The 11,912-nt window shown below is 47.5% G+C and carries 10 protein-coding genes; 8 read left to right on the top strand and 2 right to left on the bottom strand.

What is annotated here, in order from left to right:
* Positions 1 to 220 precede the first annotated feature (220 nt).
* A complete protein-coding gene (locus tag P6910_RS01105; RefSeq protein ID WP_317144446.1) occupies positions 221 to 1,927 on the top strand; it encodes an F-box/WD repeat-containing protein in 1,707 nt (568 codons plus the stop codon).
* A gap of 77 nt (positions 1,928 to 2,004) precedes the next feature.
* Here the strand turns inward: P6910_RS01105 and P6910_RS01100 are convergent, their stop codons facing one another.
* Positions 2,005 to 2,196 carry a hypothetical protein gene (locus P6910_RS01100; RefSeq protein ID WP_317144445.1) on the bottom strand — a complete coding sequence of 64 codons (192 nt, stop codon included), beginning with the start codon at positions 2,194 to 2,196 and terminating at the stop codon, positions 2,005 to 2,007.
* 246 nt (positions 2,197 to 2,442) lie between these two features.
* Between P6910_RS01100 and P6910_RS01095 the strand changes: the two genes are divergently transcribed.
* The gene (locus P6910_RS01095; RefSeq protein WP_317144444.1) at positions 2,443 to 2,928 is read left to right on the top strand and encodes a DUF29 domain-containing protein; all 486 of its coding nucleotides are present in this window, start codon (positions 2,443 to 2,445) and stop codon (positions 2,926 to 2,928) included.
* A 24-nt stretch (positions 2,929 to 2,952) separates the two neighbouring features.
* Positions 2,953 to 3,060 (top strand): DUF29 family protein, encoded by a 108-nt coding sequence (locus P6910_RS01090; RefSeq protein ID WP_317144443.1) that lies wholly within the window; start codon positions 2,953 to 2,955, stop codon positions 3,058 to 3,060.
* 447 nt (positions 3,061 to 3,507) lie between these two features.
* On the opposite strand, the gene P6910_RS01085 is transcribed toward P6910_RS01090, so the two are convergent.
* Positions 3,508 to 3,822: a hypothetical protein gene (locus tag P6910_RS01085; protein WP_317144442.1), complete on the bottom strand. Its 315-nt coding sequence runs from the start codon at positions 3,820 to 3,822 to the stop codon at positions 3,508 to 3,510.
* Positions 3,823 to 4,208: 386 nt separating this feature from the next.
* On the opposite strand from P6910_RS01085, the gene P6910_RS01080 reads away from it, so the two are divergent.
* The 5 genes from P6910_RS01080 to P6910_RS01060 all read left to right on the top strand — a co-directional run bounded on the left by P6910_RS01080 (position 4,209) and on the right by P6910_RS01060 (position 11,782).
* On the top strand, positions 4,209 to 5,783 hold the full coding sequence (locus P6910_RS01080) for an F-box/WD40 repeat-containing protein (RefSeq protein ID WP_317144441.1): 1,575 nt from the start codon (positions 4,209 to 4,211) through the stop codon (positions 5,781 to 5,783).
* A gap of 162 nt (positions 5,784 to 5,945) precedes the next feature.
* Positions 5,946 to 7,646, top strand: a complete 1,701-nt coding sequence (locus P6910_RS01075) for an F-box/WD40 repeat-containing protein (protein WP_317144440.1) — start codon at positions 5,946 to 5,948, stop codon at positions 7,644 to 7,646.
* A gap of 162 nt (positions 7,647 to 7,808) precedes the next feature.
* Positions 7,809 to 9,518 carry an F-box/WD repeat-containing protein gene (locus P6910_RS01070; protein WP_317144439.1) on the top strand — a complete coding sequence of 570 codons (1,710 nt, stop codon included), beginning with the start codon at positions 7,809 to 7,811 and terminating at the stop codon, positions 9,516 to 9,518.
* 161 nt (positions 9,519 to 9,679) lie between these two features.
* Positions 9,680 to 11,329, top strand: a complete 1,650-nt coding sequence (locus P6910_RS01065; protein ID WP_317144438.1) for an F-box/WD40 repeat-containing protein — start codon at positions 9,680 to 9,682, stop codon at positions 11,327 to 11,329.
* Between the two features lie 111 nt (positions 11,330 to 11,440).
* On the top strand, positions 11,441 to 11,782 hold the full coding sequence (locus P6910_RS01060; RefSeq protein ID WP_317144437.1) for a hypothetical protein: 342 nt from the start codon (positions 11,441 to 11,443) through the stop codon (positions 11,780 to 11,782).
* Positions 11,783 to 11,912: the final 130 nt, after the last annotated feature.

Genomic DNA, 11,912 nt, shown 5'->3' with positions numbered 1-11,912 from the left:
AGTCAATTCATTACAATTGCAGTTTAACAACCGTCAGTTTGGATGCATCCTCTTTTGATCTATGACCTTGAAAAATTTTCCCGGATCAGGGCTCTGTTTTTTCCTGGTTTCACTGACCTCAATATTGTGAACTTTCATCCTGAAACCGAGTCTAATCCCTTTTGAATGTCTTTTTCATACAAAGATAAATACCCACTTTGGAGTTTTGAAGGAGCCAGACATGGGCCCTGTTAACAGCAATTCGGGCATTGACTCACCCTCGCCAACACCTGGACCACTTCAACTTGAGGAAGCATCAACGGTTGTCAGTGCAGGCAGGGAGGTGAGTGTATACAACCAAAATCAATCGCCATTCCTCTGTTTACCCTGCGAAACAAAATCAATGATTATTCGCTGTTTGGGTCTTCGCGAAATTACCCGTTTAGCCAAGGTATGCAGGCAGCTTCGCGATCTTGTTGAAAACGATAAAGCACTGGAAAGAGCATGGTTTCGCCGGTTTCCTTCACAATATCAATATCAACTAAAGGCCATGATAACGAGAAAAGATGAGCAGCAACTTCGTGACTGGCTGGCGCCGTTTGCGGATGAGGACACTATCGAGTCACTTTTAAAAGAACGAGAAAGTACTTACTTTCCTGCTCAGCTCCTTTTCACCAACAGTAAACTGATGTCTCAATGTAAAAAATTCACGCTGGTAGAAAAAACCGAAATTCCCCATGACTCTATCAGGACAGCCACCTTCAGTGCCGACAGCCGCCGTGTGGTGACCGCCAGTTGGGATCATAAGTTGAAAATCTATGGCCAGGAGAATGATGGAACCTGGGAAGAAAAAAACACTATTACCCATGATGGTCCAGTCAGGTCGGCCTGCTTTAGCTCTGATGGCCGTCATGTGTTAGCCGCCGGTTATGAAGGGGCATTCACTATCTACAGTCAGGCGGACAATGGATCCTGGCAAGCAAAAGCCACCATTCCAGATGTTATTAATGTCACATCAGCCACCTTCACTGCTGATGGCTGCCGTTTGGTGACTGTCGGTCGAGATCACACGGTGAAAATCTTTGCTCAGGGAGACAATGGATCATGGGAATTAGAGGAAACCATTTGCCATACCAGTCCGATCAAATCGGCCAGGTTCAGCGCCAATGAGAGTCTTTTGGCGATCCAGGATACAGAATGCGTTGTTTCAATCTACGGCAAGGAAGCCTCTGGATCATGGGTGGAAAAAGCCACCATTGAAGAAAACCCGATCGTAATTGTCGATATCAGCGCCGATAGCTGCCACCTGTTAACCATAGATTCAGATCACGAGGCAATTATCTTTAACCTGCAAGCCGATGGATCATGGAAAAAAGCAGCCACGATTTCCCATGATGATATAATCATCTCAGCCACCTTCAGCGCCGATAGCTGCCATGTGGTGACCACCGGTTGGGATCTCAAGGCGAAAATCTACAGCCAGAGGGCTGATTCATCATGGCAGGAAAAAGCCTGCATCACCCACAATAACGGGATCACCTCAGCCACCTTCACTGCCGATTGCCTTCATGTGGTGACCACCAGTAGAGATAACACGGCAAAAATCAGTAGTCTTCAGGCCGATGGATCATGGCAAGAAAAAGCCTGCATTAGCCATAAGAAAAGCGTCTACTCAGCCACCCTCAGTGCCGATGCTTGTCATGTGGTAACCGCCAGTATGGATGGTACGGCGAAAGTTTTTGGTCTGCAGACCGATGGGTCATGGCTGGAAAAAGCCATCATCCGACACGATATAGGAGTCATCTCAGCCAACTTCAGTCCCGATGACCGACATGTGGTGACCGTCAGTTTTGATTCCAGTGCGAGAATCACTGAACTATCGAAGGCCGATGATGATCGAATGTGCGTAACCCACCTCTTGTCTCAGGCTGAATGCATCCTCTTTTGATCTATGACCTTGAAAAAAATTTCCCGAACCAGGGCTCTGTTTTTTCCTGGTTTCACTGACCTCAATATTGTGAACTTTCATCCTGAAACCGAGTCCAAGCTGTTGAATCCATTTTGAATGTTCTTTTCATACAAAAAAGATAAATCTTTCTGCATCCCCATCATTTGTTTTCGATACTGACGGTTCTCCCTGGCATCAATGGCCGAATTGACCAGCTCAAAACCACGGGCAAAGCACCCGGCAAAGGCATCTGTGCTTTGGTAATTCATTTTGCTTCCCTTCTGTTATTTGCCTAGCAGCCTGTCGGACTTAAGCGCCCGTAGCGAGGATTGCGAGAAATTGAGGATAAAAATTTCTGCTTCTGAGGAGAATAGCGGGGCTATTTGACGAAGAGGCAGGAATTTTTAGACCAATTTATCGCAACCGCAGTAGGGCAGACTTAAGTCCGACAGGCTGCTAGAGTGGTAGGGCAATGGAGGTATTTTTTTCAACAGGTATCCAGTTGAGGTAAAAGGATGAATAGCTTATATAACACTGATTATCATCAATGGCTGAGTCAGCAAGTAACCCTATTGAAAACTCAAAACTTTAATCAGTTGGATTTAGAAAACCTGATTGAGGATTTAGAGTTGAGCATTAAGCAAGACCTTCGCGAGTTAGAGAACCGCCTGTCAACTTTGCTAACTCATCTTCTTAAATGTAATTATCAGACCAGTGTACTAAGGGAGTCTACATCGACAGGTAGAGTGCTTAAAGGTTGGATGGAAACCATAGTTAGATCAAGAATTAAGATTAATAAACTGGTGAAAGAGAATCCTAGTTTAACGTCGAGGATCGAAGACTCCCTTAAACAAGCGTATGTTGATGGTAAAAAAGGTGCCATCAAAGAAATGAATATTTATGTCCTTAAAAAACTGGACAACAATAGCTTTCCTGACGAATGTCCCTGGAGCTATGAGCAAATAATGACTGAAGACTGGTATCCACTCAACGGTGTTTGAGTGGTCGGGCAGTGGAGGTATTTTATGAAAAACTTGTATGACACTGATTACCACCGATGGCTGAGCCAACAGCAGGATCTGCTTGCCAAACGACAGTTTGACCAGCTTGACATAGAGAAAATGACCGAATGAGCGTAACCTAGCCCCTGCCTCAGTTTGGATGCATCCTCTTTTGATCCATGACCTCTGTAGGGGACAATTTCGAGACAAAGCTTGATATGAAAGGCTGAATAGGTGGTCGGCAGCAGGTATTTTGCAGGCCCATTACCTCAAGCAGCCACCTTTCGTGCAACACACCCATTCACTGGCAAAGCCTCTTAAAACCTCTCCTGGCTGGCATCAATCCCGTATTGACTTTATTGCGCTGGTTATTTTTGGCCTCATCCAGATGGGTTCAGCAACCTGTCCAGTATCGCCCGAACTATGGGGCACGGTACCGGAATCGACTCCAGGCGTAAACGTCTCAAGCGCTTCTTCGCCAGTAGGAGGTCGTCATTCCCGCGCCAACAGTGGGTCTCCGCCTTCTCGGGGATGACAAAGCCAGGGTGGGGCACCGGGCAGTTTGGTTCTGGTGGAGAGTCAGTGTGGATTCCCGCCTTCGAAGGTGTCGCAAAACTCCAACAGCTTGTTCCCATGCTCTGAGGTCGTCATTCCCGCGAAGGCGGGAATCCAGCGCCAACGGTGGATCTCTGCCTTCTCGGGGATGACAGGGCCAAGGGGGCATCGGGCAGTATGGTTCTGGTGGTGAGTCAGTGTGGATTCCCGCCTTCGAAGGTGTCGCAAAACTCCAACAGCTTGTTCCCATGCTCTGAGGTCGTCATTCCCGCGAAGGCGGGAATCCAGCGCCAACGGTGGATCTCTGCCTTCTCGGGGATGACAGGGCCAAGGGGGCATCGGGCAGTATGGTTCTGGTGGTGAGTCAGTGTGGATTCCCGCCTTCGCGGGAATGACGAGAATGAAGTCGGGAATGACGGGAGTGAAGCCGGAAGACGGGAGTGAAGTCGGGAATCATTCAGCTTGAGTTCATAAGCTTGCAGTTATACCTGCTGGTGAGTAACCACTCTCCCCTTTGTATCAAGATTCGTTTCGAAATTGCCCCCTACAGAGACCCATGACCTTGAAAAATTTTCCCGGATCAGGGCTCTGTTTTTTCCTGGTTTCACTGATCTCAATATTGTGAACTTTCATCCTGAAACCGAGTCCAACCTTCTGAATCCATTTTGAATGTCCTTTATCATATAAGGATAAATACCCACTTTGGAGTTTTAAAGGAGTCAGGCATGGACCCTGTTAACAGCAATTCAGGTATTGACTTACCCTCGCCAACACCTGGACAACCTCAACTTGAGGAGGCATCAACGGTTGTCAGTGCAGGCAGGGAGGTGAGTGTATACATCCAAAATCAATCGCCATTCCTCTGTTTACCCTACGAAATAAAATCGATGATTATTCGCTATTTGGGTTTTCGCGAGATTACCCGTTTAGCCAAGGTATGCAGGCATCTTCGCGATCTTGTTGAAAACGATAAAGCGGTGGCAAGAGCATGGTATCGCCGGTTTCCTTCACCACACCAATATCAACTCAAGGCCATGATAGCGAAAAAAGATGAGCAACAACTTCGTGACTGGCTGGCGCCGTTTGCGAATAAGGACACTGTCGAGTCACTTTTAAAACAACGAGAAAGTACTTACTTTCCTGCTCAACTCCTTTTCACCAACAGTAAACTGATGTCTCAATGTAAAAAATTCAAGTTAGTGAAAAAAACTGAAATTACCCACCTTGATCAAGTCAACGCAGCTACCTTAAGCATCGATGGCCGCCATCTGGTAACGGCCAGTGATACAACAGCGAAAATCTTCGGCCAGGAGGCCGATGGATCATGGGAATTACAAGGCACCATTTCCCATAATAATTGGGTCATATCAGCCAGCTTCAGTCTTGATGGCCGTCATGTGGTGACTGCCAGTCTGGATCACACGGCGAAAATCTATGGTCAGGAGGATAATGGATCATGGAAAGAAAAAGCCATCATTCCCCATATTGAGCAGGTCACTTCAGCCACCTTTAGCGCTGATGGCCGCCGTTTGATGACTGTCGGTCCAGATCACAGGGTGAAATTCTTTGGTCAGGGGGACAATGGATCATGGGAATTAGAGGATACTATTTACCATACCAGTCAGGTCAATTCGGCCAGATTCAGCTTCGATGAGAGTCTTCTGGCGATCCACGATATAAATGCCGTTGTTACAATCTACGGCAAGGGGACCGTTGGATCATGGGTGAAAAAAACCACCCTTCAAGGCATCCAGTTCGCAATTGCCGATATCAGCGCCGATAACTGCCATCTGGTGACCACCAATTGGGATGGCAGTGCAAAAATCTATAGCCAGAAGGCCTCTGCATCATGGCAGGAAACAGCCTGTATATCCCACGTTAGATGGCTCACCTCAGCCAACTTTAGTGCCGATTGCCTCCATGTGGTGATCACCAGTAACGATAATACGGCAAAAATCAGTCGTCTCCAGGCCGACGGATCATGGCAGAAAGAAGCCAGCATTCCCCATAAGCGCAGAGTCCTCTCAGCCACCTTCAGTGCCGATGGTCGTCTTGTGGTGACCGCCAGTGAGGATGGTACGGCGAAAGTTTTTGGTCTGCAGACCGATGGCGCATGGCTGGAAAAAGCTACCATCCGACACAAGAAAGGAGTCCTCTCAGCCGACTTCAGTCCCGATGACCGATATGTGGTGACCGTCGGTAATGATTACAGTGCAAGAATCACTGAGCTGTGGAAGGACGATGATGATCGAATGCGTGTAACCCGACGCCTGCCTGAGGTTAGTTGTCTCCTCTCTTGATCCATGACCTTGAAAAATTTTCCCGGATCAGGGCTCTGCTTTTTCCTGGTTTCACTGACCCCAATATTGTGAACTTTCATCCTGAAACCGAGTCGAATCCCTTTTGAATGTCTTTTTCACACAAAGATAAATAGCAACTTTGAAGTTTTGAAGGAGTCGGGCATGAGCCCTGTTAACAGCAATTCGGGTATTGACTCGCCAACACCTGGACAACCTCAACTTGAGGAGGCATCAACGGCTGTCAGTGCAGGCAGGGAGGTGAGTGTATACATCCAAAATCAATCGCCATTCCTCTGTTTACCCTACGAAACAAAATCGATGATTATTCGCTATTTGGGTTTTCGCGAGATTACCCGTTTAGTAAAGGTATGCAGGCATCTTCGCGATCTTGTTGAACACGATAAAGCTCTGGAAAGAGCCTGGTATCGGCGGTTTCCTTCACCACACCAATATCAACTAAAGGCCATGATAACGAAAAAAGATGAGCAGCAACTTCGTGACTGGCTGGCGCCGTTTGCGGATGAGGACACTGTCGAGTCACTTTTAAAACAACGAGAAAGTACTTACTTTCCTGCTCAGCTCCTTTTCACCAACAGTAAACTGATGTCTCAATGTAAAAAATTCAAGCTGGCAGAAAAAGCCAGAATTCCCCTTGCTGACGGTATCAATACAGCCACCTTCAGTGCCATCAGCCGCCGTGTGGTGGTCGCCAGCGTGGATCATAAGTTGAAAATCTATGGCCAGGAGAATGGTGGAACCTGGGAAGAAAAAAACACTATTGCCCATAATGGTGCAGTCATGTCGGCCTGCTTTAGCTCTGATGGCCGTCATGTTTTAGCCGCCGGTTATGACAAGACAGTCACTATCTACAGTCAGGCGGACAATGGATCCTGGGAAGAAACAGCCAGCATTCCCCATGTTCTCAATGTCAGATCATTCACCTTCACTGCTGATGGCCGCCGTTTGATGACTTTCGGTCCAGATCATACGGTGAAATTCTTTGGTCAGGGGGACAATGGATCATGGGAATTAAAGGACATTATTTACCATACCAGTCCGGTCATTTCGGCCAGGTTCAGCGTCGATGAGAGTCTTCTGGCGATCCACGATATAAATTCCGTTGTTACAATCTACGGCAAGGGGGCCGCTGGATCATGGGCGGAAAAAGCCACCCTTCAAGGCACCCAGAAATCAATTAAAGATATCAGCGCCGATAACTGCCACCTGTTAACCAGAACAGGTTTCGAGATAAATATTTTTAACCTGCAGGCCGATGGATCATGGAAAAAAGCGGCCACGATTTCTCATAATTTTGCACCCATCTCAGCCACCTTCAGCGCCGATAGCTGCCACGTGGTCAGTGCCAGTAGGTATTTCAAGGCGAAAATCTATAGCCGGAGAGCCGATTCATCATGGCAGGAAAAAGCCTGCATTACCCACAATGACGAACTCTTCTCAGCCACCTTCAGTGCCGATTGCCTCCATGTGGCTACCACCAGTAGTGATAAGACGGCAAAAATCCATGGCCTGCAGGCCAATGGATCATGGCGAGAAGAAGCCAACATTGGCCATAAGAGCAGCGTCATCTCAGCCACCTTCAGTGCAGATGGTTGTCATGTAATAACCACTAGTGTGGATGGTACGGCGAAAATTTATGGCCAGGAGGCCGATGGGTCATGGCTGGAAAAAGCCACCATCCGACACGAGAGAGGAGTCACCTTAGCCAAATTCAGTCCCGATGATCGATATGTGATGACCCTCGGTGTTGATTGCAGTGCGAGAATCACTGAGCTGCGGAAGGACGATGATGATCGAATGAGCACAACCCAGCACCTGCCTGAGGCTGGTTGTCTTCTCTCTTGATCCATGACCTTGAAAAATTTTCCCGGATCAGAGCTCTGCTTTTTCCTGGTTTCACTGACCCCAATATTTTGAACTTTCATCCTGAAACCGAGTCGAATCCCTTTTGAATGTCTTTTTCACACAAAGATAAATGGCAACTTTGAAGTTTTGAAGGAGTCGGGCATGAGCCCTGTTAACAGCAATTCGAGTATTGACTCGCCAACACCTAAACAACCTCAACTTGAGGAAGCATCAACGGCTGTCAGTGCAGGCAGGGAGGTGAGTGTATACATCCAAAATCAATCGCCATTCCTCTGTTTACCCTACGAAACAAAATCGATGATTATTCGCTATTTGGGTTTTCGCGAGATTACCCGTTTAGTAAAGGTATGCAGGCATCTTCGCGATCTTGTTGAAAACGATAAAGCGGTGGCAAGAGCATGGTTTCGCCGGTTTCCTTCACCACACCAATATCAACTAAAGGCCATGATAGCGAAAAAAGATGAGCAACAACTTCGTGACTGGCTGGCGCCGTTTGCGGATGAGGACATTGTCGAGTCACTTTTAAAACAACGAGAAAGTACTTACTTTCCTGCTCAGCTCCTTTTCACCCACAGTAAACTGATGTCTCAATGTAAAACATTCAGCCTGGTGGAAAAAACCGAAATCAACCATTCCAACCGTATCAGCACAGCCACCTTCAGCGCCGACAGCCGCCATGTGATGACCGCCAGTGTGGATCATAAGTTGAAAATCTATGGCCAGGAGAATGGTGGAATCTGGGAAGAAAAAAACACTATTACCCATAACGATGCAGTCATGTCGGCCAGCTTTAGCTCTGATGGCCGTCATGTTTTAGCCGTGATAGCCTTCGGTTACCATCATACATTCAATATCTACGGTCAGGCAGACAATGGATCCTGGGAAGCAAAAGCCTCCATTCCTCATGTTCTCAATGTCAATTCAGTCACCTTCAATGCTGATGGCCGCCGTTTGCTGACTGTCGGTCCAGATCACACGGTGAAATTCTTTGGTCAGGGGGGCATCGGATCATGGGAATTAGAAGAGACTGTTTATCATTCCAGTCTGGTCCATTCGGCCAGGTTCAGTGTCGACGAGAGCCTTCTGGCGATCCTCGATATAAATTACGTTGTTACAATCTATGGCAAGGGGGCCGATGGATCATGGGTAGAAAAAGCCACCCTTGAAGGCATCGCAGAAATCGCCAATTTCAGCGCCGATAGCTGCCACCTGTTAGCCTACAGTTTAGGTCGCACGGCAAATATCTATGACCTGCAGGCCGATGGATCATGGAAAAAAGCAGCCTCGATTTGTCATGATGATTTGCTCATCACAGCCACCTTCAGCACCGATAGCTGCCATGTGGTGACCGCCAGTTGGGACGGCAAGGCAAAAATCTATAGCCAGAAAGCCTCTATATCATGGCAGGAAAAAGCCTGTATCTCCCACACTAGTAGAGTCGTCTCAGCCACCTTCAGTGCCGATTGCCTCCATGTGGTGACCACCAGTGACGATAATACGGCAAAAATCAGTGGTCTCCAGGCCGATGGATCATGGCAGGAAGAAGCCAGCATTCCCCATAAGCACAGAATCTTCTCAGCCACCTTCAGTGCCGATGGTCGTCTTGTGGTGACCGCCAGTTTGGATGGTACGGCGAAAGTTTTTGGTCTGCAGACCGATGGATCATGGCTGGAAAAAACCACCATCCGACACCAGAAAGGAGTCATCTCAGCCGACTTCAGTCCCGATGACCGACATGTGCTGACCGTCAGTAATGATTACAGTGCGAAAATCACTGAGCTGTGGAAGGGCGACGATGATCGAATGAGCATAACCCAACTCCCGCCTGAGGTTGGTTGTCTCCTCTTTTGATCCATGACCTTGAAAAATTTTCCCGGATCAGGGCTCTGTTTTTCCTGGTTTCACTGGCCTCAATATTCTGAACTTTCAGCATAAAGCCGAGTCGAATGCATTTTGAATGTCTTTTTCATACAAAGATAAATACCCACTTTGGAGTTTTGAAGGAGCCAGACATGGGCCCTGTTAACAGCAATTCGGGTATTGACTCGCCAACACCTGGACAACCTCAACTTGAGGAAGCATCAACGGCTGTCAGTGCAGGCAGGGAGGTGAGTGTATACATCCAAAATCAATCGCCATTCCTCTGTTTACCCTACGAAACAAAATCGATGATTATTCGCTATTTGGGTTTTCGCGAGATTACCCGTTTAGTAAAGGTATGCAGGCATCTTCGCGATCTTGTTGAAAACGATAAAGCGCTGGCAAGAGCATGGTTTCGCAGGTTTCCTTCACCACACCAATATCAGCTAAAGGCCATGATAGCGAAAAAAGATGAGCAGCAACTTCGTGACTGGCTGGCGCCGTTTGCGGATGAGGACATTGTCGAGTCACTTTTAAAACAACGAGAAAGTACTTACTTTCCTGCTCAGCTCCTTTTCACCAACAGTAAACTCATGTCTCAATGTGAAAAATTCAAGTTAGTGGAAAAAATCGAAATTACCCATGATAAAAGAGTCAGAGCAGTCAATTTCAGCCCCGATGATCGCCATCTGGCATCCGCCAGTGAAGATAAAACAGTGAAAATATGCAGCCAGATGACCGATGGATCATGGGAACCAAAAGCCATCTTTTTCCATAATCACAGGGTTGTTTTAGCCAACTTCAGCCCCGACGGCCGCTATCTGGTAACTGCCAGTCACGATAACACAGCGAGAATCTATGTTCAGGAGGACGATGGATCATGGGAACCACAAGCCACCTTTACCCACGATAATTGGCTTGCATCAGCCACCTTCAGCCCAGATGGCCGCCATCTGCTAACCGCCAGTCATGATCACACAGCGAAAATCTACGGTCAGGGGGACGATGGATCATGGGAGGTAAAAACCATCATTTTCCATGATCGTATGATTCTTTCCGCCACCTTCAGCGCTGATAGTCGGCATGTGATGAGCGTCGGCTTTGATAACACAGTGAAGATCCGTAGTCAGGGAGACGATGGATCATGGGAAGAGGAGGACACTATTCATGAAAGTGTTGTCACTTCAGCCAGGCTCAGTCCCGATGACCGTCATCTGGCGATCATCTGTGTTGATTACGCTCTAAAAGTTTATGGTCGGGGGGACGATGGATCATGGGTAAAAAAAGCCCCCCTTCAACACAGGAGCACAATTATTTCTGCCAACTTCAGCGCCGATAGCTGCCATCTGGTAACCGCCAGTTTTGATGACACGGCAAAAATCTTTGACCTGCAAGCCGATGGATCGTGGAAAGAAATAGTCACGATTCCTCATGATTGCGATGTTCGCTCAGCCGAATTCAGTGCCGATAGCCTACATGTGGTGACTGCCAGTGATGATAAGACCGCGAAAATATATACCCGGAAGGCCCCTGGATTATGGGTAGAAACAGCCTGCATTACCCATAAGAAGGTGGTCAACTCAGCCAAATTCAGCGCCGATTGCCTTCATGTGGTGACCACCAGTGATGATAACACGGCGAAAATCCTTGGTCTGCAGGCCGATGGATCATGGCTGGAAAAAGCCATCACCAGGCACAAGAAAGCGGTCACCTCAGCCAACTTCAGTACCGATGGCCGAAACCTGGTGACGGTCAGTAGAGATATCAGCGTAAGAATCACCGAACTACGCAAGAAGGATTGATGATCGAATGAGCGTATTTTTGCTTAGAACCGATTAAAAAACAGTGTTAGGTGTCTTTGTGGCAGTCTCTGCTATGCTGATCCTCTTTGACATTTTATCGAGGAGTAACCCATGAGTGCGAAACCCAAACCCAAACCTCAGCCGACAGAGATTAATCATATCCGTAACACCCTGGCGGACTTAATTGACGGCCTTGGTCAAACCCGTAGTGAGATGCACCAGAGATTTGACCAGCAAGATAAGCGTTTTGACCAGCAAGATAAGCGTTTTGACCAGCAAGATAAGCGTTTTGACCAGCAAGATAAGCGTTTTGATCAGCAAAGCAAAGAAATCAGAGAACGATTTGATCAGCAGGATAAGCGCCTTGACCAGCAAAGTAGGCACCTTGACCAGCAAGGTTCTGATATTGCCACTATCAAAGAAATGCTCCAAGTCTTACTCTCCCGCCAATAACCACGCCACCTAACAATAAAACCCAGTGGATTGCCTGTTGTCGGCAACCACTGATTTAAAGGATTAGAAGGCAATTTCTACACCGGGCTCTCAACGGAAAAATACCTTTCTATCATTGTCACGAATCAGG

The organism is Endozoicomonas sp. 8E (assembly GCF_032883915.1).
Taxonomy (GTDB): Bacteria; Pseudomonadota; Gammaproteobacteria; order Pseudomonadales; family Endozoicomonadaceae; genus Endozoicomonas_A.
Note: the sequence above shows the minus strand (reverse complement) of the source record. Positions and strands in the feature narration are given on the sequence as shown.

Coding starts and splice junctions, on each gene's coding strand:
- P6910_RS01105 (WP_317144446.1), top strand. CDS start 221: ATGGGCCCTGTTAACAGCAATTCGGGCATTGACTCACCCTCGCCAACA.
- P6910_RS01100 (WP_317144445.1), bottom strand. CDS start 2,196: ATGAATTACCAAAGCACAGATGCCTTTGCCGGGTGCTTTGCCCGTGGT.
- P6910_RS01095 (WP_317144444.1), top strand. CDS start 2,443: ATGAATAGCTTATATAACACTGATTATCATCAATGGCTGAGTCAGCAA.
- P6910_RS01090 (WP_317144443.1), top strand. CDS start 2,953: ATGAAAAACTTGTATGACACTGATTACCACCGATGGCTGAGCCAACAG.
- P6910_RS01085 (WP_317144442.1), bottom strand. CDS start 3,822: ATGCCCCCTTGGCCCTGTCATCCCCGAGAAGGCAGAGATCCACCGTTG.
- P6910_RS01080 (WP_317144441.1), top strand. CDS start 4,209: ATGGACCCTGTTAACAGCAATTCAGGTATTGACTTACCCTCGCCAACA.
- P6910_RS01075 (WP_317144440.1), top strand. CDS start 5,946: ATGAGCCCTGTTAACAGCAATTCGGGTATTGACTCGCCAACACCTGGA.
- P6910_RS01070 (WP_317144439.1), top strand. CDS start 7,809: ATGAGCCCTGTTAACAGCAATTCGAGTATTGACTCGCCAACACCTAAA.
- P6910_RS01065 (WP_317144438.1), top strand. CDS start 9,680: ATGGGCCCTGTTAACAGCAATTCGGGTATTGACTCGCCAACACCTGGA.
- P6910_RS01060 (WP_317144437.1), top strand. CDS start 11,441: ATGAGTGCGAAACCCAAACCCAAACCTCAGCCGACAGAGATTAATCAT.